The sequence below is a fragment of the Aureispira sp. CCB-E genome, from assembly GCF_031326345.1.
Classification (GTDB): Bacteria; Bacteroidota; Bacteroidia; order Chitinophagales; family Saprospiraceae; genus Aureispira.
In genome coordinates this window covers 2,133,960-2,158,114 of sequence record NZ_CP133671.1, presented here as the reverse complement: position 1 = coordinate 2,158,114, position 24,155 = coordinate 2,133,960, and the positions used below count along the sequence as shown (strand labels likewise).

Annotated in this window: 24 protein-coding genes; 13 read left to right on the top strand and 11 right to left on the bottom strand. The window is 33.2% G+C overall.

Features of this window, described 5'->3' with window-relative positions:
- Positions 1-22 precede the first annotated feature (22 nt).
- From QP953_RS08275 to QP953_RS08240, 8 genes are all read left to right on the top strand, one after another.
- Complete coding sequence (locus QP953_RS08275) at positions 23-2,701, top strand: DUF6089 family protein (protein WP_309554614.1); 2,679 nt, start codon at positions 23-25, stop codon at positions 2,699-2,701.
- A gap of 313 nt (positions 2,702-3,014) precedes the next feature.
- Complete coding sequence (locus QP953_RS08270; RefSeq protein ID WP_052595875.1) at positions 3,015-4,631, top strand: SulP family inorganic anion transporter; 1,617 nt, start codon at positions 3,015-3,017, stop codon at positions 4,629-4,631.
- Between the two features lie 171 nt (positions 4,632-4,802).
- Positions 4,803-6,212 carry a rhodanese-like domain-containing protein gene (locus QP953_RS08265; protein WP_052595877.1) on the top strand — a complete coding sequence of 470 codons (1,410 nt, stop codon included), beginning with the start codon at positions 4,803-4,805 and terminating at the stop codon, positions 6,210-6,212.
- Between the two features lie 60 nt (positions 6,213-6,272).
- The gene (locus QP953_RS08260; protein ID WP_052595879.1) at positions 6,273-6,575 is read left to right on the top strand and encodes a rhodanese-like domain-containing protein; all 303 of its coding nucleotides are present in this window, start codon (positions 6,273-6,275) and stop codon (positions 6,573-6,575) included.
- Positions 6,576-6,684: 109 nt separating this feature from the next.
- The gene (locus tag QP953_RS08255) at positions 6,685-7,266 is read left to right on the top strand and encodes a YeeE/YedE family protein (RefSeq protein WP_052595881.1); all 582 of its coding nucleotides are present in this window, start codon (positions 6,685-6,687) and stop codon (positions 7,264-7,266) included.
- Positions 7,267-7,271: 5 nt separating this feature from the next.
- Positions 7,272-7,685, top strand: coding sequence for a DUF6691 family protein (locus tag QP953_RS08250; protein ID WP_309554613.1), 414 nt, complete (start codon positions 7,272-7,274; stop codon positions 7,683-7,685).
- Between the two features lie 2 nt (positions 7,686-7,687).
- Positions 7,688-8,344: a Crp/Fnr family transcriptional regulator gene (locus tag QP953_RS08245; protein WP_052595885.1), complete on the top strand. Its 657-nt coding sequence runs from the start codon at positions 7,688-7,690 to the stop codon at positions 8,342-8,344.
- 33 nt (positions 8,345-8,377) lie between these two features.
- The gene (locus QP953_RS08240; protein WP_052595886.1) at positions 8,378-8,758 is read left to right on the top strand and encodes a DUF983 domain-containing protein; all 381 of its coding nucleotides are present in this window, start codon (positions 8,378-8,380) and stop codon (positions 8,756-8,758) included.
- A 227-nt stretch (positions 8,759-8,985) separates the two neighbouring features.
- Here the strand turns inward: QP953_RS08240 and QP953_RS08235 are convergent, their stop codons facing one another.
- Positions 8,986-9,855: a hypothetical protein gene (locus tag QP953_RS08235; RefSeq protein ID WP_309554612.1), complete on the bottom strand. Its 870-nt coding sequence runs from the start codon at positions 9,853-9,855 to the stop codon at positions 8,986-8,988.
- A 1,040-nt stretch (positions 9,856-10,895) separates the two neighbouring features.
- Between QP953_RS08235 and QP953_RS08230 the strand changes: the two genes are divergently transcribed.
- Complete coding sequence (locus QP953_RS08230) at positions 10,896-11,612, top strand: 3-ketoacyl-ACP reductase (RefSeq protein ID WP_052595892.1); 717 nt, start codon at positions 10,896-10,898, stop codon at positions 11,610-11,612.
- 98 nt (positions 11,613-11,710) lie between these two features.
- On the opposite strand, the gene QP953_RS08225 is transcribed toward QP953_RS08230, so the two are convergent.
- The 3 genes from QP953_RS08225 to QP953_RS08215 all read right to left on the bottom strand — a co-directional run bounded on the left by QP953_RS08225 (position 11,711) and on the right by QP953_RS08215 (position 13,879).
- A complete protein-coding gene (locus QP953_RS08225) occupies positions 11,711-12,751 on the bottom strand; it encodes a VWA domain-containing protein (protein ID WP_309554611.1) in 1,041 nt (346 codons plus the stop codon).
- Between the two features lie 304 nt (positions 12,752-13,055).
- The gene (locus QP953_RS08220) at positions 13,056-13,499 is read right to left on the bottom strand and encodes a hypothetical protein (RefSeq protein ID WP_309554610.1); all 444 of its coding nucleotides are present in this window, start codon (positions 13,497-13,499) and stop codon (positions 13,056-13,058) included.
- Positions 13,496-13,879: a hypothetical protein gene (locus tag QP953_RS08215; RefSeq protein WP_309554608.1), complete on the bottom strand. Its 384-nt coding sequence runs from the start codon at positions 13,877-13,879 to the stop codon at positions 13,496-13,498. Before QP953_RS08215 ends, QP953_RS08220 begins: the two co-directional genes overlap by 4 nt.
- Positions 13,880-14,009: 130 nt before the next feature.
- On the opposite strand from QP953_RS08215, the gene QP953_RS08210 reads away from it, so the two are divergent.
- The 3 genes from QP953_RS08210 to QP953_RS08200 all read left to right on the top strand — a co-directional run bounded on the left by QP953_RS08210 (position 14,010) and on the right by QP953_RS08200 (position 16,552).
- Positions 14,010-14,477: a hypothetical protein gene (locus QP953_RS08210; RefSeq protein ID WP_052595900.1), complete on the top strand. Its 468-nt coding sequence runs from the start codon at positions 14,010-14,012 to the stop codon at positions 14,475-14,477.
- Between the two features lie 75 nt (positions 14,478-14,552).
- A complete protein-coding gene (locus QP953_RS08205; RefSeq protein WP_309554607.1) occupies positions 14,553-15,539 on the top strand; it encodes a DUF3137 domain-containing protein in 987 nt (328 codons plus the stop codon).
- 152 nt (positions 15,540-15,691) lie between these two features.
- On the top strand, positions 15,692-16,552 hold the full coding sequence (locus tag QP953_RS08200) for a YARHG domain-containing protein (protein ID WP_309554605.1): 861 nt from the start codon (positions 15,692-15,694) through the stop codon (positions 16,550-16,552).
- 176 nt (positions 16,553-16,728) lie between these two features.
- Here QP953_RS08200 and QP953_RS08195 read toward each other — a convergent pair whose 3' ends face one another.
- Complete coding sequence (locus QP953_RS08195; RefSeq protein WP_052595908.1) at positions 16,729-17,601, bottom strand: PD40 domain-containing protein; 873 nt, start codon at positions 17,599-17,601, stop codon at positions 16,729-16,731.
- Between the two features lie 513 nt (positions 17,602-18,114).
- Positions 18,115-18,552 carry a hypothetical protein gene (locus QP953_RS08190; RefSeq protein WP_309554604.1) on the bottom strand — a complete coding sequence of 146 codons (438 nt, stop codon included), beginning with the start codon at positions 18,550-18,552 and terminating at the stop codon, positions 18,115-18,117.
- 232 nt (positions 18,553-18,784) lie between these two features.
- Here QP953_RS08190 and QP953_RS08185 point away from each other — a divergent pair, with 232 nt between their 5' ends.
- Positions 18,785-19,843: a LamG-like jellyroll fold domain-containing protein gene (locus QP953_RS08185; RefSeq protein ID WP_052595912.1), complete on the top strand. Its 1,059-nt coding sequence runs from the start codon at positions 18,785-18,787 to the stop codon at positions 19,841-19,843.
- A 187-nt stretch (positions 19,844-20,030) separates the two neighbouring features.
- Here QP953_RS08185 and QP953_RS08180 read toward each other — a convergent pair whose 3' ends face one another.
- The 5 genes from QP953_RS08180 to QP953_RS08160 all read right to left on the bottom strand — a co-directional run bounded on the left by QP953_RS08180 (position 20,031) and on the right by QP953_RS08160 (position 24,056).
- Positions 20,031-20,297 (bottom strand): Arm DNA-binding domain-containing protein, encoded by a 267-nt coding sequence (locus QP953_RS08180; RefSeq protein WP_309554603.1) that lies wholly within the window; start codon positions 20,295-20,297, stop codon positions 20,031-20,033.
- Positions 20,298-20,595: 298 nt separating this feature from the next.
- Complete coding sequence (locus tag QP953_RS08175; RefSeq protein WP_309554602.1) at positions 20,596-21,324, bottom strand: DUF2490 domain-containing protein; 729 nt, start codon at positions 21,322-21,324, stop codon at positions 20,596-20,598.
- A gap of 273 nt (positions 21,325-21,597) precedes the next feature.
- On the bottom strand, positions 21,598-22,026 hold the full coding sequence (locus tag QP953_RS08170) for a PepSY-like domain-containing protein (RefSeq protein WP_309554601.1): 429 nt from the start codon (positions 22,024-22,026) through the stop codon (positions 21,598-21,600).
- 75 nt (positions 22,027-22,101) lie between these two features.
- Positions 22,102-23,382, bottom strand: coding sequence for a HAMP domain-containing sensor histidine kinase (locus QP953_RS08165; protein WP_309554599.1), 1,281 nt, complete (start codon positions 23,380-23,382; stop codon positions 22,102-22,104).
- Positions 23,379-24,056, bottom strand: a complete 678-nt coding sequence (locus QP953_RS08160; RefSeq protein WP_309554598.1) for a response regulator transcription factor — start codon at positions 24,054-24,056, stop codon at positions 23,379-23,381. The genes QP953_RS08165 and QP953_RS08160 overlap by 4 nt, the downstream gene beginning before the upstream one ends.
- Positions 24,057-24,155: the final 99 nt, after the last annotated feature.

The following is a 24,155-nucleotide window of genomic DNA, read 5'->3' as shown; positions in this document are numbered from 1 at the left end:
TGAGCCATTAAACGCACCACCAATGAATAAATTTATCTATTCTTGTCTTTTTTTACTCTTAGCCATTCCTACTTTTGCACAGCAACACCGCTATGCTGTCAAGATTGGTTTGCACGCTGGTCTGAGTAATTACTATGGTGATTTAAGTCACCAAGTTTGGGATTTACCCCATCAATTTAAGCAACCCATACAAGATTTCAATTTTCTATCTTATGGGCTTTCAGTTGAGTACCACCTTTCCAAAACATTTGGCTTGCGTTTGTGGGGTATGAAAAGCCAATTCAAAGCGAGTGATCGAACCTATGAAAATAGTGGTACTTATACTCGTGCTTTAAACGTTCAGACAGATTTGTTTGATGCTAGTCTACTGGGAATCGTTTATTTAGATAACGATTTGGTTTTTAATAGTAACAGTATCATCGCACCGTACTTCATGTTGGGTGGTGGAATGACTTACTTTGAAACAAAAGGCGATTTACTTTCTAATAATAATAATCGTTATTACTATTGGTCTGACAATACAATCCGTACCGAAGATCAAAATGGGATCAATGCCGCCAATGCCCAAATAATAGAACAAGATTATCAATACGAAACCTCTTTGCGTCCTTTGAATACAGAAGAAAATGCTTATAGTCCAATTACTTGGAATGTTGCCTTAGGGTTGGGAATAAAATTCCGTCTATCCAAGCGTTTTCACTTGCACCTAGAAGCCTTGGTTCGGTATACAGGAAGCGATTATTTGGACGATGTTAGTGGGAACTATAGAACTACTTATAATGATAATTTTCAAGCTTATGCTGCTAACCCAAGTGGCATTAATCGCTCTAGAAGAGGCAATTCTCCTGAGATGAATGATTGGTATAGCTTTGTAGGACTTTCTGCACATTATAGCTTTGGTCAAAAAACTTATAAAATTCGTCCTGCTATTATCTATACAGAGGGTTTGTTAACAACAATGCCTCCAGTTTCTAATACAACTGGCAATACCACAAAAGAATGGTCTTCTAGCACAGGTCAATCTGCCGATACTATTGTGCAGAAAATTATTACTACCACCACGACCATCAAAACGGTCACAAGTGATACCATCAATTCTACGTCTTTATCTTCTGAAGAAAACACCAATCTGCCATCTTCAAACGTAGCTCCTATCCGTCCTGATGAAATATCTAAACCAACAGTGAATCGGATATTAGATGATTCTATTCGTTCTATTGCTCCTCCTGTTGTGCCCCAAAATTACACGCTAGATTCTACTCGTTTGGAGCTTGACTCGATAGAGCAAACTAGACTCCCTCAGCGTAACGTAGATAGTCTTTTAAATGATTCTATTCCTAATATAGTCCTTCCTCCTGTTACAAATTATCAAGCAGATTCTACCTATATCTCTACTGATAGTTTGACACAAAATCGTATCTCAACGCCTACCATCAATACGATTATAAATGACTCTATAAAAAAATTACCTGCCGCCACTCCTTTATCTCCTAGCTCGGATAATTCTGAAACGATTCGAACATTAGAATTACAGCAACAAGAGCAAAAGTATCAATATGAATTGCTGTTACAAAAAGCAAAATATGAACGACAGTTAGCAGAATTAGCCTTGCAAAAAGAACTAGAGCAAGAACGGAAAAAAAGTGCTCCTAACAGCAAAGAACAAGAATTGCAATACCAACTAAAGTTGGAGGAACAAAAGCATATCAATGAGCTAGAAAAATTGAAACTGCTCCATCAATTAGAGTTGCTCAAAAATCGTCCTAGCCTAGATACAACGCCAAAAGAATTACAATTACAACAACAAAAATACGAGGCTGATTTGAAGTTGCAACAACAAGAGTACGAGTACAAACTAAAAATACAAGAACTCCAAAACCAATTGAATATTGAACAGTTGAAAAAAACGGATGGACGTACAGGAGCTGTTAATCCGTCTAACTCGTCTACCCTATCTGCCCAAGAACTTGAACGGTTAACCAGTGCCTTGAACCGCCAAAGTGGGGCAAAAGATACCCTTGTCATTAACAACAATTATAGCCCCGCTGCACAAGAAGAATTGATGCGCATGCAAGCTAATCAAAGAGCTTTATTATTACAAATAGAACGCTTAAAAGCAACTCAACCAGCCTCTAAAGATACCCTTAAAATTGTGCAAAGAGATTCTATTTTTATAGATAATGGCAATAACGCTGCTTTAACAAAACAATTAAATCAACAACAGGATTTTAATAATTCTCTAGTTGCAAAATTGGCTATTGCTACTCAAAAAAGTGTTGAGCAACAACGTAAAATCGACAGCCTTCAACGTACCATTCAAAAAGTAGAATCTGAAAAAAAAAGTGTTGCTAGCGAATTAGAAGTTTTTTTAGCACAAAAGAAAGGAACCTATGTAACTAAAATCTATTTTGATGTGGGTAAATCTAGCTTGACGGTACAAGCCCAAGAAACATTAACTACTTTGGTGCATTACTTAGAAAAATATCCAACCGTTCAGTTTTGGGTCAAAGGCTTTGCAAGCAAAACAGGTCGCAAGGAACTAAATGAACGGCTATCTGCTGAAAGAGCTCAAGAGGTTGCCAATTTCCTAAAACAGTCTGGCATTCAAGGAGAACGAGTTCGATCTACTCCATTAGGAGAACTTGATAGTTCGGCAAGAGACGAATTGGCTCGACGAGCAGAAGTTCACTTATCCTTCTAAACAACCGTAGAATAAGACCATTCTATTCTCGCCAACAGAGAAACGCCCCCCAATTGTATCTAAACAGTATGATTGGGGTTCTTTTATTCCACCTAAGTAAGTGGTCAGAAAAAATAATAACAAAAAATGGGATTCTTTTTGCGCTAATCAAAGGAGGCTATTTTACCTGTTATTTTTTTGAATGATTACTTACTGTTCCCAAAAACTAATTACAGCTACTTCAATCGTTCATTTTTTCAAACTATGTGACCCACATCACCAAATAAGCCCTTTTACTTATTTATCTTTGTGTCAACAAAAACAAAAATCAGAGATGAATATAAAATCAAAACTCCCTATCCTAGATTGGCTACCTAATTATCAAAAAAAACATTTAAAAGGAGATATCAATGCAGGCCTCACAGTAGGTATTATGCTCATTCCCCAAGGAATGGCTTATGCTATGCTGGCTGGGTTACCTCCTATTTATGGCTTGTATGCTGCTATTATCCCGCAATTAGTTTATGCTATTTTAGGCACCTCAAGACAATTGGGAGTAGGTCCTGTAGCGATGGATTCCTTACTAGTTGCCGTTAGTGTTAGTCAATTTGCACAAGCAGAAAGTAGTGAATACATTAGTTTGGCGATTCTTTTAGCTCTAATAGTTGGCGTTATTCAGTTATTAATGGGCTTTTTACGGCTAGGAGTTTTGGTTAATTTCTTATCCCACCCTGTCATTAGTGGTTTTACCTCTGCGGCAGCCATTATTATTAGCATCAGTCAACTCAAGCACCTGATAGGGGTTGATTTAGAGCAGGGGCAATTTTTGCATACTATTCTGTTAGACGCGATACAAAAAGTGGATCAAATCAATCCTTATACCCTTGTCATTGGTTTATCAGGGATACTTATTATCATTCTTGCGAAAAAATATACGCCAACAATCCCTGCCCCGTTGATTATAGTCGTAGCAGGAATACTCGGTGTTTGGGGATTGGGTTTAAACCAATACAATGTAGCTATTGTTCAAGACATTCCTCAAGGATTGCCGAGTCCTCAACTTCCTGATCAACTGTTCAACCTAGAGGTTATTCAAAAACTCTTACCTAGTGCGATCACACTTGCCTTAGTTGCATTTATGGAAGCGATTGCCGTATCGAAAGCGATACAAGCTCGCCACAACGATTATAAAATAGATCCGAATCAAGAATTAATAGCATTAGGAATGGCCAATCTATTTGGTTCCTTCTTTCAGAGTTTTCCAGGTACAGGAGGATTTTCTAGAAGTGCCGTTAACGACCAAGCTGGTGCCAAAACCAATCTAGCAGCTATCATTAGTGCCACCTTTGTTATTCTAACGTTACTGTTTCTAACACCTTTGTTTTATTACCTTCCCAAAGCAGTATTGGCATCTATCATCATGGTCGCTGTTTTTAAACTCATTTCTGTTGAAGATGCCGTTCAACTTTGGAAAGGTGGTCACAAGCGTGATTTCTTTATTTTATTAGCTACCTTCTTAGCGACTTTGATAATTGGCATACAAAAGGGAATATTAGTTGGGGTGTTGCTTTCCATTATTGGAATTTTATACGACACTTTGTATCCCAATATTGTTCTTAATGATACGCTTGTAGAAATCCCCAACAATGCGCTTATCATTCGCTTTGAAGAACAACTTTATTTTGCCAATAGCAATCACTTCAAAGAAAAGATGGAAGCCATATTACAAGAAAAAATAACGGTAAAAAATACGCAAGCGATTGATTATGCCATCCTAGATGGTACACACATACACCAAATCGACAGCACTGGTGAAAAGGCGTTGGAAAGTATTGTACAACTTTATCAACAAGAGGGTGTCTCTATTGCCTTGGTAGATATGCCTTGCAATTACTCTAAAAGCTCCTTCCCCACCATTAATGCTGCTATTAAGAGTTTCTCTACAAATTAAATTTCATAAAAAAACAATAAAAATACTTCAACGTGGACCACTGTCACTAATAAATGATAAAAATTTTGCTTTATGTGATTTGCGTCACATTTGGTCTGCAGATTAAACTTTATCTTTGTATCAGATATTATTCATACTAATTGTTGATATCAATTTAAAAACTATTATAACATGAAAATAGAACAAATATATACGGGTTGTTTGGCACAAGGTGCTTACTACATAGAATCTCAAGGAGAAGCAGTTATTATTGATCCATTGAGAGAAACAAAACCTTACATAGAACGTGCCCAAAAAGATGGGGCAACTATCAAATACATTCTTGAAACACATTTTCATGCTGATTTTGTTTCTGGACATGTAGACTTAGCCCAAAAAACAGGAGCCACCATTGTATATGGACCAAATGCAGAAACAGCTTTTGAGGCTTACATTGCACAAGATGAAGAAATTTTGCGTGTTGGAGAAATTGGCATTAAGGTACTCCATACTCCTGGGCATACCATGGAATCGACTTCTTATCTGCTACTAGATGCCAATGGAAAAGAAACAGCTTTGTTCTCTGGAGACACCCTATTTATTGGGGATGTTGGTCGACCTGATTTGGCTGTAAAAACTCATTTGACTAGAGAGGATTTGGCAGGGCATCTTTTTGATTCTTTGCGCCATAAAATAATGCCATTACCTGACGATGTCATTGTATATCCTGCCCATGGTGCTGGTTCTGCTTGTGGCAAAAATATGAGTAAAGAAACCTTTGATACCTTGGGCAATCAGAAAGCGACGAACTATGCGCTTCGTGCTAATATGAGCAAGGATGAGTTTATCGAAGAAGTTACTTCTGGACTAACCCAAGCACCTCAATATTTTCCTAAAAATGCATTGCTCAACAAAAACGGCTATGAAAGTATAGATACTGTTTTTGAAAGAGGAGTAGTTGCACTTTCACCAAATGATTTTGAAGGAATTGCCAACGAAACAGGTGCGTTGATTTTAGATACTAGAGCTCCTCAAACATTCAAAGATGCTTTTGTCCCCAATTCTATCAACATCGGTATTGATGGCGGGTTTGCTCCTTGGGTTGGCGCTCTTATTATTGATTTAAAACAGCCCATTGTTTTGGTAACAGACGAAGGTAGAGCTAAAGAAGTAGTTACTCGTTTGGCTCGTGTAGGCTATGACAATGTCTTGGGTTACTTAGAAGGTGGTATCGAAGCTTGGACAAAGGCAGGCAAAGAAATTGATCAAATCACATCTATTTCGGCTCAAGATTTAGAACAAGAGCTTGCCAATAACGAATTGAATGTTTTGGATGTAAGAAAACCTAATGAGTTTAAGTCAGAGCATATTGTAGGAGCAAGCAATTTCCCTCTAGATTATATTAATGATAATATAGACGAACTAAATAGAGACACCACTTATCACATTCATTGTGCAGGGGGGTACCGCTCTATGATTACCAGCTCTATTTTAAAAGCAAGAGGCTTCCATAACTTGGTAGAAATTGCTGGAGGATTCAAAGCTATTGCAGCAACAGAAATCCCTAAAACTGAATTTGTTTGCCCTACGACACTATCTTAAACGATGCGTTATCTATCAAAATTAATAAAAATTATTCGACTAATAAGACCAATAAAAATAATGAATTATAAAGATTTGAATCCCGAAGCATTCAAAAAAGCAATGGCGGAAAATGATAATGTGGTACTACTTGATGTAAGAACTCCTGGTGAGGTCGCACAAGGCAAAATTGAAGGGGCTGTTGCTATTGATTTTTTTGCCGATGACTTCCAAACTCAAGTTAGTGCATTGGACAAAGATAAAAACTACTTTGTATACTGTAGAAGTGGGCAAAGAAGTGGGCAAGCTTGCCAATTGATGCATCAACTAGGATTTCAAAGTTTGGTTAACCTAGAAGGTGGCATCTTGGCTTGGAATGCTTAAAACTATCATTAAATAGTATTGTAGCCTACTTAAACGTTCAAAAACGGTCGTAGACTACGATACTATTTAATATACTCTCCGTTTTTTTTAAAACACATTACATTAAAAAATGTTAGAATTAATACAACAACCTTGGCATTGGGCATTTAGTGGTTTCATGATTGCCTTTACCATGTTTATTTTACTTTTCTGGGGCAAAAGCTTTGGTATGTCGGCTACGATGCGTGCCATGTGTGCTGCGGGTGGTGCAGGCAAAAAAATTAGCTTTTTTGATTTTGAGTGGAAAAAACAAGGTTGGAACTTATTATTTGCCCTAGGAGCTGTTATTGGTGGTTATATAGCATCTAATTACCTAACAAGCCCAGAGCCTGTTCAGATTTCTTCAGCAACTATTGCTCATTTGCAAGGATGGGGTATCAACTACCCTAGTACAATAGCTGAGGGAACTGGGTATTTGCCCTTGGATTTGTTCAACTTCGAAACCTTGCTAACCCTCAAAGGCTTGTTGCTTTTTGTCGGAGGTGGTTTCTTTGTTGGGTTTGGCGCTCGATACGCAGGAGGATGTACTTCTGGACATGCCATTAGTGGTTTGTCTAATTTACAAGTGCCTTCTTTAATTGCTGTCATCGGATTTTTTATCGGAGGTTTATTAATGACACATATCTTACTTCCTTTAATCTTAAAACTTTAAAAACCATGAAAGGTTTAAAATATATTTTGGCAGGAATACTCTTTGGTATTGTTATGACAAAATCGGAGGCAATCTCTTGGTTTCGAATTCAAGAAATGTTTTTATTCCAATCTATCCATATGTACGGAATTATTGGTGTAGCAGTTGTGTTAGGAATTATACAGGTTGCTATTATAAAACGCAAACAATTAAAAGATATAAAAGGAGAGGTCATTCAATTCTCTCCCAAACAAATGAGTATTCCTAGGTACCTTTTTGGAGGGATCATCTTTGGATTAGGTTGGGCAATGACTGGAGCTTGTCCTGGTCCCATGTATACACTTTTGGGGCATGGTTTTCCAATTATGATTGTTGTCATTGCCAGTGCTATTTTGGGTACCTTGACTTATGGTGCGCTGCGTTCTAAACTGCCACATTAACTATGGAACAACAAATATTACAAAATAGACTAAGGGCGGAACTTCCCATGATTCAAGACCGAAAATTATTGGATAAAATTGTGGAAGTTGGTCAAGTCATGCAACTCAAACCTGGTACTGTCATCTTAGATTATGGGCAACATATCCGACTTGTTCCCATTGTCTTAGATGGCATTATTAAGGTTACGCAAGAAGGGAAAGAAGGAGACATTCTGTTGTATTATTTAGCACATGGAAATACTTGTCCTACTGCTTTTACTTGCTGTATGATGGACAAAAAAAGCGACATAAAAGCTGTCGCAGAAGAAGATACTGAAATTCTAGCAATCCCTATTAAATACATTGACGAATGGTCTAGAGAACACATCGAATGGAAAAATTTTATTATGTATTCTTATAATATTCGTTTTAAAGAATTACTTTCGACTATTGATGCCATTGCATTCGGGCAATTGGATCAACGTTTGATGGATTATCTATCTAAAAAAATCGAATTAACACAAAAAAAAGAATTTCAGATTACCCACAAGCAAATTGCGCTCGATTTGAATACTACTAGAGAAGCAATTTCTAGATTATTAAAAAAGATGGAACAAATGGGTTTTGTAAGTTTGGGTCGCAATCGAATTACCGTCCATCACCTCAATCTTAAAAAATAATTTATTTAAAATATATCTAACATATTATCAATTATGTTTAAAAAAGGATCAAAATTATATAGTATCACCAATTTCAAATGCCCTAGTTGTCATGAAGGGGACTTATACAAAAGTTCGTTGGCATCTATGCAAGGAATTTATAATATGCATGACAGCTGTCCTAAATGCAACCAAGATTTTCAAAAAGAACCTGGCTTTTATTGGGGAGCAATGTATATCGGTTATGGTTTAAGCTCTGGCTATATGTTAACAGCTATGGTACTTTGCCTTTTTGTATTTAACCTAACAGTTAACCAAAGCTTTGCAGCGGCGATTGCAGGAGGTGTATTGTTTGTACCTTTGATTGCTCGTTTAGCTAGAGCTATATGGATCAATATTTATGTAAAATACAAACCTTCTTCGGTAGAATCTTAGAGATCTCCTAAGGTACACACAGCGCATTTATTAATTCTACTATTTTAGTTTTCAACTAAAATACACAAGTATTTTGCCCTTTGTGATCATACCCAATACAACATTGAACAATATTTTTAACAGGGAATTTAGGCTGCGCCTAAATTCCCTGTTACTTATTTATTCTTACCTCTCTCCAATAAAATTGCCAGTCAATTCAGTAATCTCTTCTCCAAGAGACCAGCCATTTATTGCGTTTTTATTTGCTTATATCCAATAGAATCTTCTATCTTAAGTAACTCGGGTGAACTATATTTCTCTACAATAGTACTCCAAGCCCCAGCATCTCCTTGGTTCTGTATTTCAAAACACCTGCTAAAAGATAGTGGTGATAATGGAATATCTACAGTGCTATCTACTAAACTAATTTTAGTATGGTAATAAAATAGCCAAAAAATAGGGGTTAATTGAGGCGTATCAGATTGTGCTATATCGAGGGATAAGCCTCCTGCCCCACCATGAAATGACATATAAGTCAGAGAAAGCATAAAATATCGAACAATTGGTGTATCATGGCGCCATGTAGATAATGCAGTATGATTCAACTGAATACTTTCAAGACAATGATCATCCATTAGTTTTCGAAGTACACGTCTATACCAACCATTATAAGGTCCTTGCTTAGAACTTTCGTCTAACGCAGTATAGATTTCATCCATTAAAAGCCCTATTGTTTCCATAGAAGATTCATAGAAGCCATCTTCAGTCCATTGATGCATCGTTTCTAATATATCGTTGATATCGGTTACAGATGCCAGCGCCGCTCCTAACACTTGTACAAGTAAATCACTTTCTTCAGTATTCAAAGATTCTAAGCTAAAAAATTGGTTGCCTAATTTGCTAATAATAAAATCTACTTCTTGAGAAGATAATACTGCTTTTTCTAAATCCCAGATACTTGCCGTGGCGTCATTAAGACGAGCACGGATGAGCGGCAAATAACGCTTTTGAGCTGCCTCCAATAACTTAGGTTCGTTTTTTAGTAACTCTAATCCTTCTTTAAGGTTATTAACATCTTCTGACTCTAATAATTCAAATAATTGCTGCTGATTAGCCATTTTATTATGTTGTTTTTAAGAAAAAAATACATTACGCTTACCCTACATCCAATAAGTATTATAAATGAACAAAACTACATACACTTAGGGGACAAAATCATCAAGATAAATTAAATTGTTATGACAAATTTATTTTAGTACTCTGTAGAGTGAAGCATTTAACGTCCAAAGCATTCCTGCGGTTATTGGGGCAATAATCTCTAAATATACTACAAAAAATACAGCATTTAATATCAAAAATAAATTATCTATGAACAACAACCTCTCCGATGATAACGGAAATAGAATATCCAGATCAACAGGACAAAAAGCTAGAACTACAGACTTAATAATTTCAGAACATATTATACTTATTGGTAGCCTTATAGCACTCGCCACATTATATACTCAATATGGGATTCTTGCCATTTGGGAAGGAATTCAATTGATCATCACTCCTCTTTTATATACTATTCTTTGGAGATAGTAGTTCGTTGATTTTTTACTTTTTTACCAAAAAGATAAAAAAGCACATTTATATTAGTTTGATAATCAAAATTTTAACACAAAACACAACAAAGATATAACTTGTTGATTATCAAACTAATAAAGTTTTTCAACGAACTATTGTGGAGAAGAAAATCCACTAAATTTGAATGGTCTACACAAACGATAACACTCCAATCTGGTGAAATGCTCATCCTTGCCCTCCTAGGGATTTTACAAAGCTTTTGCTTGGTATTAATGGCATTGGGCGAATGTAACCTTATCGGAGCAATAACAATTATTTATGGCGTAACTTGCTTATTTTATATAATAAAAACTTTTTGGGTGTCCTATACTATAGACTGCCAATAAAATAAGCTTATGATTAAAAATATTTAATACCAAGTCCCCAAACCATGACGTTGTTGGGAACATACTATTTTTCCATGATCTAAAATTTTACATTGAATTATTAGATGATTTGCCACTGTTCTAATTCCTGAATGATATCTTTGCACTCAAAGGGACTTGCTGCACCAAACAGCACATCATTATTAAAAATAAAATCAATCAAAATGGAAAAATTAACAGGGAAAAAAGCCATTATAACAGGAGGTAGTAGAGGTTTAGGAAAAGCAACAGCATTGGCATTAGCCAAAGAAGGAGTAGATGTTGCTGTCACAGGTAGAAATGAGGAAAAGCTAAAAGCAACCGTTGCAGAATTGAAAAAATTAGGCATCAATGCAACCTATGCGGTATTTGATGTTGGAAATTATGAGGCTGTCAAAAAAGGAATTGATCATTTAATCCAAAGTCTTGGTTCTATAGATATTCTAATTAATAATGCAGGAATAGCTGCTTTTGGTTCATTAAATGAAATGGCGGTCAGCGAGTGGACACAAATTATACAAACGAATTTAATGGGGATGTACTACGTAACCAAAGAAGTCTTGCCCCACTTAATTGACCAAAATGAAGGCGATATTATCAATGTTTCTTCAACCGCTGGACTAAATGGAAATGCAACGACCTCTGCATATTCTGCATCCAAATTTGCCGTTATAGGAATGTCTGAATCACTAATGAAAGAGGTGCGTAAAAATAACATTAGAGTTTGCACTTTAACTCCAAGTACGATTGCTTCCGATATGTCTCTAAATCTAGGTATAACAGATGGCAATGAAGAAAAAGTGTTGCAGCCAGAAGATTTTGCAGCATTAATTGTTGCGAGCTTACAACTTCCTAGACGAGCAATGCTTAAAGGAGCATCTTTGTGGTCTACGAATCCTTAAAAAATTCCTAGTTTATCATTATCTATATTACTTTAGAGACCATTCAAAAATTTATCATTGACATTGTTTTTGAATGGTCTCTTTTTATCTTTGTTCACTTATTCGCTAACTATAGTTGTATTAAATAAAAACCTATATTCAACAGGATTTTCTAACAAGGCATCATTTGTATTATAATACAAATCATATACCGCTGCAACTGAATTAGAAAACCTCGTAAATACTTCTTCTAATTCTGTCAAGTCTTTGGGGAAAGAAAAATTTCCATTAACAGCAAGTCGTTCCAATACCGACTCATCTACACTATTTTGATTGCCCTCAAAACCAATTGTATAATGAGAAATTCCAGATGCATTTAAGGAATCAATAATCTCTAACTCATCTTGAAACTGCGGATCAAACTGAAAATTGCTCACTCCATCTGTAAATGTTAGGATTCCTGTTCCATCTGCCCCCGAATTATTTAACAATACAATAGCATCATTGATTGACTCATAAAGTGCTGTTTCACTTCTACCCTCTAATTGATAAGATCCAATGGAAGGGTCATTAAAAATTGAGTTATTATCAATGAACTGATTCAAGGTTGAAGCAACAGAAGTAAAACCTTGTACCACACTTCCTCTTGAAAATTTCACGATGGCAATTCTTGCATCTGGGTTAGAATTCAGTATGTCTGTAACCATCTTTTTGGCATTCGATTTTACGGCACTAATATTATTCCCTAACGAACTACTCACATCCAAGACTAGTACAATATCTAAGCTCTTAGACAAAGAAAATCGCATTTCATTTTCAACATCAACGATCCAACAATCTGCCTTTCTTTGACTAACCACATTATCAACAACATAAACTGTCTTTCCTTCTTTAAATGTAACGCCAGAATAGAGTAAATCAATTCGTCCATTCCCTAAAGGAACTATAGTCGGAACATTCGCAATATTTATTTTTGAAGAAGAAGCTGTCGGATCAATTGTCAGTGTTGGTCCCGCAGATGAAGTATTTAGGTATTTTGCAGAAAGCTTTGTGTCATGATCGGGCGTATCATTTTCACAAGGGTCAGTAGGTTCTGGGTCACATCCAGAAAAGACCATCATAGTCAAAAAAAGACAAGAAACAATCATTGGATACTTCATAGGAGTTAATTTTATATAAGTTCATTTATATGAAATACAATTCTAATATACGAATTATTATTTCTACAAACAAAAAACGCACCACTTAACTCACTGACAATTAAAAGTTTCTAGATTTCTATATTTTAATGTAATTTGACACAATTCTCTCTCATTTTTCGAAGTTTGTTTTGGTAATTTTTAGTAGCTAAAAATTGAAGTATGCGTTTCTATTTTTTAAGGACATTATATAAAAATATTTTTCAAGTGTACCTAAGGATAAGTAACAGTTAGTACAAGTATGCCCCAGCAGCTATGATTTATCTTATAATGTCAGATGCTTTTTTGATTTATAATTATTCTCTACCAATTTTAAGCGCAACCTTGAAATACCTTTTAAAATTTCATTACGATTCTTTTTACTTTTTATCCATTGTGGAAGTCGACTAGCTAAGCTCCTATTTATATTGGGCATTCGTTCTCTTAGATCAGATTCAACATATCTTTCAACAAAGGCTAAATGCTCCAAGTTCATAGCCCAAAACGTATGACCACAACAAGGTGTTGTTAGGAAATCTTCTATTTCTACTGTTATTGGCGTAAGACTATACCAAGAGTCCATTGGTTTAAATTTTTTATTAAATCCACAATGAATACAAGCAATTTTTAAGTCTAAAAAATCGACAGGTTTGGAACATTTCAGGCAACTAACTATCCGATAGTCATAGAAGTGACTTAAAAGTTCTCCTTTATCTTCAAACTTTTTCATTGTTCCTTTACGATTAATTTATAGGTCATTTTATTCCATTTTGAACTCATGCCTTGCAAAAACATCAAATTTCCAAATTCATCCATATTATCTTCTCTACCTGAAATTTCTATCCATTTTTTATAGAATGATTCAAATTCTTCTTGATTATATTCGGGCAAATGAAATTCTGATAAATTCCAATACTTTTCAAACTCAACGCTTTTGAGTTCAAAAGAGTCTAGTTTTTCTATTCCGATATGCTTTAAAAGCAAATACAATTCTTTTTCATTATTCAAAATAATAGTCTGAAAATCAGAATAAAAACTAACAAAGCTTTCTATATTCTTAAAATTATTTAGGTCAAAATCGTTACTTGCTATAAAATTAAAATTCATCATATGTTCTAATTGCGGTTAGCAGTTCGTGTATATAATATAATACTGAGGTGCACCTCAATTTTGTATTTAGTTGGAATTTAAATTAATCTTTTTTTGTTAAAAAAGTACACTTTCTCTAAAACGAATTACGATGCATCAACCCATAAGAAAATTTAGATCTGATATAAGTATTTTTGTCCGTCCTTTGTTTATTTTTTTTATCCCCTTAGGACTATTTATGTTTGTGATGGGAATGGCTGGTGCTTATAAACATGGTTTTTCTAATCTTCCCGATTTATTATTTGTTTTATTTTTTCCGTGGATATGTTTCTTGATACTATGCTTACTTTTAGCCTTCATGAGAATGCTTTTTACTATAACAGTATTTCATAATGGTATAAAGTGTTACGATGCGGTTGGTTTTTATCATTTTGTAAAGTGGAATGAAATCACCAAAGTTTATCGTCAATCAGTAGAAGGCATACCTTACGTTTTTGTAGAAGCTAGAGAACTAAAGAGACCTTTAACAATCCCACTCTATTTAGAAGATATGGAAGACTTCGTAAACTTGATAAAGAAAAAGGATGTAATTGGCTTTTTAGCAGATGAACTTTACTAACATTATTTCCTTAAAACCACGCAGTAGCAACGAAGTTAAATTGTATTAGTTTGATCATTTGACACTTTATCTGAAATGAATATAAATCAGTTTAAAAAAAAACTTTATCCTCAATTAATAAAACTTGAAAAGTCACGAAGATATAGAAATATTCTTTATTCAACTTCTTATCTAATATATTTAATTCCAATATCTATTTTATTAGGAACTTTTCCTTTTGAAGAAGAGAAGAAAAGCTTTGTACCATTAATTGGAATGATATCATCGCTCATTCTTTTCTTTTTAATTGAACCATTCCTTTTATCTCCCCAAAAGAAAAGCTATAAGAAGAACTTTAATCAATTAATATTAGTAAAGTTTGTAACAACTTTATTTCCTGAATTAAGTTATTTTCCAGATAAATATTTTGATAAAAATACCTTTAAGTATAGTAAGTTATATAGAAATCGACATTGGATTCAATCAATAGGCTCTTTTGAAGGGCTAACTAAATCAAATCTAAAATTTAAATTTACTAAACTACGAAGTTCAGAGGCACTAGATAGAAAATTAAACTTACCTCCATTTAATGGTTTGTTTTATGTGTTAGAAATTCCCAATATATCTTTCCCATACATTTTAATTTTAGGCGCTAATAAGTCAGAGTTTTTAGATGATGAGCATTTTAAATTAAAACAAATTCCAATTGCTAGGATGAACGCATCTCTTAATAAGATGTGTACTATTTATAGTGAGGTAGAAAAAGATGCATATACAATTATTCGGATGAATTTTATCAAAGAATTAGAGCGGATTTATAAGGAATTGACTTCCTCATTTACAATCTGTTTTTATGATAATAAAATGTATATTGCCTTAGAAAAGCTTGATTTTTTTGAAGTCAAACTTAGAGCACCTTTAGTTAGTAATAGCTTAATTTCTAAGTTGTATAAAGACATATCTCAGTCTATAGACTTAATTAACAGTATTAGTAGACATTTCTTGAATTTTGATAATATCAATTTTAAGGGACTTTCAAAAAATAATGATGACGATTTACTTTATGATCATTTAATACTTTAATTAGAATACTAAAAAATTGATTTTAGAATATAGATGGGCGTCTTAACCGCTAAATTCATCTAAAAAATATGTCGCCCCACATAGCTAGCAATTCTTAAAAAGAATCCATCAAATTACCCAAAACTGCTAAATTAGAAAAACTCAAAAAATAAATGAAACTACTTTTCTGTCTTTCAATCCTATTGCTTCTATCTAGCTGTACACAACCGCAAGAAACAAATCCTCTGGCTAAAAAAGTAGAGTCCTTGACATTTTTTCAAGACATCAACCAATATTTTACCTTAAAACCTTTACCCAATAACTTATTGGACTCTCTAAGAACTAGAAAAAAGTGGCAACAGTTTGGAGGCACTACAACTTACCCTATTTTGCCTAAAACAGGTAATCAATCAGGCTTTTTGTCCAGTGAATATGGAAATTGTAGCAATTTATTTTTAGTTCGTCAAAAACATGCTTCTGGTGGAGGTGGACATTATGATATCTTGTTTACACTCCACCCAGAAACAGGAGAGCTAATTGATCAAATCATTGTCGGAGAAGAAAGTTACCTAACCACTTTAAGACACCAAACTATTTGGGTAGCTCCCTTAGACAATTATGTTTTTCATGTTTACGGAATGGACAAAATTGATAGTCTCACTGTAGATCAATGTTTGGAAATAAATAATGAGTTAGCTTGTCAGCATCCTATTTCTAGATATTTTTTTGTGGATGACAATTGGAATTTCCAGCCTATAAAAACACATAAAATTTCCAATGGAAGACGTTTCCCTTTCTTATCCAATCAATTCTTAGAAGCTTATGCGTTTAATAACTATGATAAAGAAACACTTCAGCTCATGTCTGCGGAAATTTATGCACAATACGGCTATACTTTCAAAGACTCTGAACTGCAAGCCTATTTCAATCAACAAAAATGGTATCATGCTCAAACATTAGAAAATATCGAGGAATTGTTTTCTAGTTTTGAGCGACATAATTTGGAGCTGATTCAGTCTAGAATTTCTAACTAAAATTCAACACCTAAAAAAGAAGTTGTATTGACGTTGGGAATGACTTCATCCCTTCTTAAAAATCATTATTCAATTAAACCAAAAAACTCTAATCTATCCCTAGATTAAAGCTTTGTATCTTGAAAAAATGCTAACATATAAAAATCAGGACTTAGGCAAACAGCTTTCATTCCTATTTATTTTAAATGCCAAGCATAAATATCATAACCACCTTTGCCTTCTTTTCGATCAGAAGCTAAATAACCATATTTTCCTCTTATTATAAATCCTTCTTCATTAGCTTCTGTGTTAAGCCCATCTAAAGCCATTACATTTTCCCATTTACCGTTCTTCTCTTTAGAAAAGTAAATATCATATCCCCCTTTACCAGTTTTTCTATCTGAAGAAAAATAGAGCATATTATCATCCGCTATAAATGGTGAAATTTCATTTTCTTCTGAATTAACATCTGGTCCAAGGTTAACAGGTGGCGACCATCTACCCTTCTCAAAAAAGGAAACATATAAATCCCATCCACCAAATCCTCCTGGCATATCAGAAGCAAAAAACATCATAGAACCATCTGATGTCAAATTAGGGTAAGCAACATTATAATAATCTTTCTTAGGAGCATTTTTATCATACATAATTACCCATGGCAATCTAGTCATCTCTTCCCACCCTTTTTCACCTCTTTTTGCTCTTAGTATAATAGACCCTCCATTTTTGCTCGGGCGTGCTGCTATAGCCATATCTGACTCTTTAGAAATAAAAAACTGTTTATTACCCAAATTATTTTTTAATCCATTGTCATAAGATTCAGGTATAGAATATAAATATTGATTCAAAGCCTTGTTTTTAACTGTTAATTTACTGATATAAATATCCTCTATATTTCTTTTTTGATTTGATGCAAAAATCAGATAAGCTCTTCCTTCCTGATCATAAAAGGCAGGAGCTTTTTCGTTTTTTTCCGTATTGACGGCTTTTAAGTTGGTAATTTCGTAGTTTTTTTGTGCATTCAAAGACTCCAATAATAATATTGCACTTAGTAAGATGAGTAGTTTCATGATAATAGATTAAAAGTTAATAAATAAGTCCATCAATTAGTGTTCATTGTTTGCAGCCAAAAGTTAAGCCCTAAGAACAGGAGCAAAATAGAACAAATAGTTTGAGGTTCTACACCAACTAACTTGCTTAAACTAACATTTCATATCTAGTAGCTTCGATAAAAAAGATTTACCCTTATTCTACATTCGTTTTTCACCAAATAGCAAGTAAAATATTCCTAATATACGCAAACAGATATATTATACATAATTCAAATTAGTTTTTAACCTATAAATTCATAATATACAACTGCATATATCCATTTAAAATACAAGTCGATTAGAGCAACCAACCACGCCCCTCCTAACACTCAACAACAAACTGATTAACAATACGATAACTTAAACCAACCATAATATTACACATCAAAAAACATAAATTCTATTTCTTCTTCTAGTTTGAAAATATAATTCTCTTAAAAAGTATCCCAGTGCGATTCTAGTTAAAAAAAAATTTAAACTTTAATAGAGCTTTCAATCTTTACACAGAGCACTTTTAAGATTTACACTTCCATTTTTATTATTTCTTACTATTTTAAAGACAGCAGAAGAAGAAGTGTAACAAATTTCACTATATTTTAAAGGTTGTGGACAATTACACATTTCACTGTACCAAATTTTAGGAGACCTAGAACTTAAATTTATTTCAACAACTTTTTGATCTTTATTGTAGAAAAACCATAGATTTCCTATTGATGCACCAGCAAAACCATAACTATCAGAGTAAGCCCAATACAATTCATCCCATTCAAAGGGCGTTAGCTCTTTTATAACTATAGTTTGATTTTCTTTTAAAGCAGCCTCTAAATTTGAAATAAATTGCTTTTTCAATATTTCGAAATAGACTATTCTACCAATAAAAACGATGACAGGTAATAAAATGATTATGGCAGTAAACTTTTTAGGTTTCATTTGACTTAGGTTTTCTCATAAATTATTTGGATTTTATTTGTAGAACCAATTTAGTATTAGGTTTTTAAATTTACTGTTCTATTTTCTTTTTTCTCCTAAGAATAAGGGTTTTATGGAAATCCTATTTAGTGCTTTAGTTTATGAGGTTGTAAAGATTTTGTTTACACTTCATAAATTTGACTTGCACTGAAGTATTTAATATGTTATATTAGGACAATTAAAACAATACTTTATGAAACAATTATTCTATACTACCCTTATCCTTTTTCAGTTTCTAGGATACCAATATACACAAGCTCAAGTCACGAATGGTTTAATCGCTCATTATCCATTTGATGGAAATGCGGATGATATAATAAGTACTATTAATGGAACTGTTAATAATGCTACATTAACAACTGATCGTTGGGGGAATCCTAATAGTGCTTATCATTTTGTAAATGGGAGTACAAACTCTTTCATTGGTCTAGGAGATAATTTTAATTCTGTCATTGTCGGAAATAATAAACAGTTTAGTATCTCTCTTTGGTTTAAAAAAGATTTTATAAATCAAGGAATGACATTTATTAGTAAGGTAGGATCTAATTGGTGTAATGAAAATAAACATCAACTAGATTTTAGTATACAAAATTCTGGACTTATAAGCTTTAACTATTATGACGCTAGTTCTGGGGTTTTGGCAAGTGTCGCTGCTACATACGAACGACCCGATACCTTAGTAACAGATACCGCTTGGCATCATCTTGTTGCTACCTATGATGGGACTATTTCTTCTGGACAAAAAAGAGTAGTCTTTTACCTAGATAATCAAATACTTAGTTCTCAAATAAGTAATAATGGTCTCTTTACACCTTACATAACAACGAATAATGCTCATATGGGAATTGGGCATTCTTTAAATAGTCAAGGTGTGCCTTGTGGGAGTGATACCTATGGAACTGATGGAAAAATAGATGATATTCGGATTTATAATAGGGTTCTAAATCCTACAGAAGTAGATAGCTTATGCCCTAGCCAATTAACCGCTATCTTTTCTCCTCAATTAACACAAAACTCAATACAAGTATATCCTAATCCTGTAGAAAAAAACCTCAACATTAAAATTGATTATAATATAACGACAGCTTCTTTAATCAAAATCATTAATCCTCAAGGTCAAACATTAGCTTCTTATAACAATATAAATGATAGTTTTTTATTAGATTTTGAATCATTCTCTCAGGGGATTTATTTCGTGCAATTATGGGATGGAAAAGCTCTAATAGGTACACAAAAAATCCTTAAACAATAACATTAAACCACTTGATAATGATTTAGTTTTCAAAAACAATCAAAGTACACAAAAAATCATAATGAAAGCTAACTACATTATATAAACAATACATATACAATTATACACATTTAAAACAAAAAATGAGCAAACCTCAAAAAAGGAAGCTCACTCCATCATAAATCATTTACAGTTTGCCATTCTTAGCCTACCAACAGACATTATCATCCAAAGTATTGTTCATGATCTTATTCGAGAGATGCAAATAAACCGTCACCGTTTCGATTTCCAACTGTTGAAGAATTGACTTCAAAATTACCTGGTTTAATTTTTTGCTCCACTGAAAGGGAGTAACGTAAATATTTGTTGAGAAATATTTGCATTTGCCTTTAGAGTAGGCTCTAATTTGAATTAATCCTGTTCCGTTTTTACGGAGTTTGTTTTTGTAGTTATAAACTACTGAAAATTGAATCATGAGTTTCCCTTTTTTTAGAAAGTTACATAAAAAACAATCTAAACGGGGAACAAACGGAGAACAAAAAGCCGTGTAGAAGAATGTAGAAGAAGCAAATACCCCAAAAGTAAAAAAGTAGCAAAAAGTGGTTCAAACAGCGATGAAACCTAACTTTTTACTACTTTCTGGTAGCAATGTAAAGCACCTTGAGTGCCCCGAGGGGAATATTAACTTTCCTTTGTAACTTACATATCTTTCAAATAGTTAGAGCTTTTTTCTTTTTGGAGCGAACAAAGTAGGAAAAAGACTGCTCATTATTCTACTTTTTTAATTTAGAAATAGTATATATATACCCCAAACCTATAATTCCTACTGTTTTGGGAGAAGATGAAAACAAATTTTGTTCTAAATGATGAAATAATTCAATTTTACCATATTTTTTTAAATCATAGGCTAATGCTACTGTAAACTGAAGCTTATATGTCATAGACAAGCTACGTTTTTCATACTGATAAAACATTTCTACAGCAAAACTAGGTTCCAAAGGAATCTTTTGGCTCTTATATTTTGCTTTTGCTCTGAATCTCAAGCCATGTTTTAGAGAATTTTCTTCTTTTTTATCAGTTTCTCCTAGCCTATTTTTAAATTGATACCTTAAACGGTAGTTAAATGAAAAATGCTCAGCTTTATGTTTAAAAGCAATATCTACATTGGTTCGATAATATGGCTTATATCCTCTTTCTCTTTTATTCTGTTCTGAAAAACGAAAAGCTACTTTAAACTCCATATACTTCAATAGCTCATATCCCACAGACAATCTAGTGAAATATTTATCTATTTGTGTCGAGTTTTTATTTAGCCGAACTTGCTCCATAAGCTCAAAAGTCCACCTTTCATACAATTTTAATCGTACCTCAGCATAAACCCAACTTTCAAAATCAGATGTTGTCCCACTTTTAACAGCTTGTGCCTTAATATTCTGAATGCTCCCCCAAAAGAACAACACACTACACAAAAACAACATTCTTACTTTTCTTAATATAGTCATATTTTCAATTACATTCCACCAATCATATCACCCTAACAGCTAAAAACAATACACTTCTCATGTAATAATGGTCAATAATTGATAGCTTGATAAAATGATTTAAATCTCTAACAATTGGCTAAGAGTTACTAAGAATAGAAGAATTAGGAGACTATTAACAAGTGAAACTTTTTACTCCTAACAATCTCCCAAAACCAATACTTGCAGCCCTTAAAAAGTTAGTTACTCAGACTGAAATAATTGGTTCAATTTTTCCTCCTATTCTTGAGATTATTATTTACTTAATTCCCCTTTACTATTGAATAACAATACTTGCTCATAATTCCCTCTTTCAATTTCTATCTCATAGGAAATCTTTTTATTCTCGGTTATTTTTTCTATATCATCAATTTTATATAGACTATAGTTTTTTTCAAGGGTATTAAGTATAGAGACAGGCAATTCTTGTATGGTTACTTCCTCTTCTAATCGAATTTGCTCACCATTAGACGAATACCAAACTTCAATATCTTTCTTTTTTTCTAGTTCAAAATCTACATTATACACCCCACCTTTTAGTTCCCATTCAACATCTATTGCTTTTGGAAAACTTCTGTTAAACTCGTTTATTATTATTGATGGTACTTCGTTTGTAGAAATATCTTGGGCTAATAATGTGGTACTAGCCAATAAAATCCCCATTAATAATTGATGCTTTTTCATCTTAAAAATCTTTTTTAATTAGATAATAACACAAACCTAAGGGGTGATTTTGGAAAGAGTTGGGAATTTAGACCGTTAGACGAAAATTATTTCAAAACAATGTCTATTATTTTTAAAATAGTAGTGAATTTGGCTGTTATATAGTGTCAGGATTGCCTTAACAATAGATAAACCAAGACCAGTGTTTCGATTAGAACTTCCTCCTTTATAAAAACGATTGAATACCTGATTGTCATCCAACGCTAACGCCTTTCCTGTATTACAAATTTTTAATAGTTTTTTTTCTATTGTAATTTCTATAGTACCATTTTCTACATTATGAAATATAGCATTTTTCACAAGATTAGATATAAGTATATTGGCATGTGTGTTATCCATTTTCTCAATCAACTCAGCCTTATTAAAAACCGTAATTTCTATTCCTTTATAACTAGCATAATCACTTAATTCACCGACACTTTGCTTGACAATAGCATTGAAATTTATTTTCTCAAATTTAGAAAATTGCTTATTCTCAATTTTAGACAATAGTAATAATGATTTGTTGAGTTTGACCAAACGCTGTAAAATTTGGTAGGTTTCAGCTATTTTTTGCGCTTGTTTTTGCGATAAAGAGTCATCTTCAAACAACAACTCTAACTTATTACTTGCAATAGCAAGAGGAGTCTGTAATTCGTGGGATGCGTTTGCTATAAATTCCTTTTGCTGTGTATATGTTTCTAGACTGTGTTGGTTCATCTCACTTACAGCTTGTTGCAAGTCATCAAACTCTTTAATTTTTGTTTCCTTTAAAAGTAAGGGGGTTAATTGGTCAATTTTATATGATTTTAATTGCGCTAGTAAGCGATAAAAAGGTTGCCATATTTTTTTTAACGTAAAATTATTAATATAAACTATACTAAGTATAAGAATAAGATACAACCATACAACATTCCAAAATAAAGCTTTAACAAGGTCATTTTGCTCTATAATAGGATTTGCAATTTTTAATTGATAAAACGTATCGTTTGCCTTAAACACTGTTGTTAACATTCGTACAGGTTCCAATTCTGGACTATCATCATCAGCATCCTGCATATAAATTTCAAGATCAGTATACGTATCTCTAGCCAAGATGGCACTTTCTCGTTCTATTTCTTGAAGAGTATAAAGATTTTCATCAAAATTTTCCTTGGTTATAATCGTTTGATCATTTAAAACATTTTTAATAATCAATCGTTTCTGATTTTCTAACTCTTCATCAATTGTATCTTTTATTTCATTTAGCATTGAAAAATAAAAAACAATAGACCACAATGTAACAAGTATAAATAAAGCGACCGAAAGGTATTTTACAGAATGATTGAGTAATTTCATAATTCTACCAATTTATAACCTACTCCATATATTGCCTCAATCCCAATTTTCGCCTTCGACTCGTTTAATTTTTTCCTCAAATTTTTGATCTGATAATAAACAAAATTAAAATTATCTGCATCATCTGAATGATCTCCCCAAACAAACTCGGCCAATGCTGATTTGGTAATCAATCTATTTTTATTCAGTAAAAAATAATACAATAGATCAAATTCTTTTCTATTGAGGTGTATTATATCATTATTTACTTTAAATAGCCGCTCATTAACATCCAATACCACATTAAAAAACTCTATAACATTACGACCATTCAAGTTTTTCCTGCGTATAACAGCTTTAACCCTCGCATTTAGCTCTGCAAGATGAAAAGGCTTTGTTAAGTAATCATCAGCACCGAGTTCCAATCCAAGTAATTTATCTTCCAATGAATCTTTAGCTGAAATAATAATCACATTGTCCGTCTTATTATGTTTTTTCAACTCTTTCAAAACATCTATACCACTACCATTTGGTAACATAACATCTAAAAGAATACAATCGTAATCATAAATTAAAGCTTTTTCTATTGCCTTATTGTATTCCATAGCAGTTTCTATAAGAAAGTTTTCTTTTTCTAATGATTCTTTAATATTATTGAGCAACTCCTGCTCATCCTCTATTATTAATATTTTCACACGATAAGTTAATTATTTATTAGAATAAAATACTCCTTGAAGCAGTATGCGTCCTTTACTTCAAGTTAGTATTAAAATTTCATCCCATTAAGTATCTAA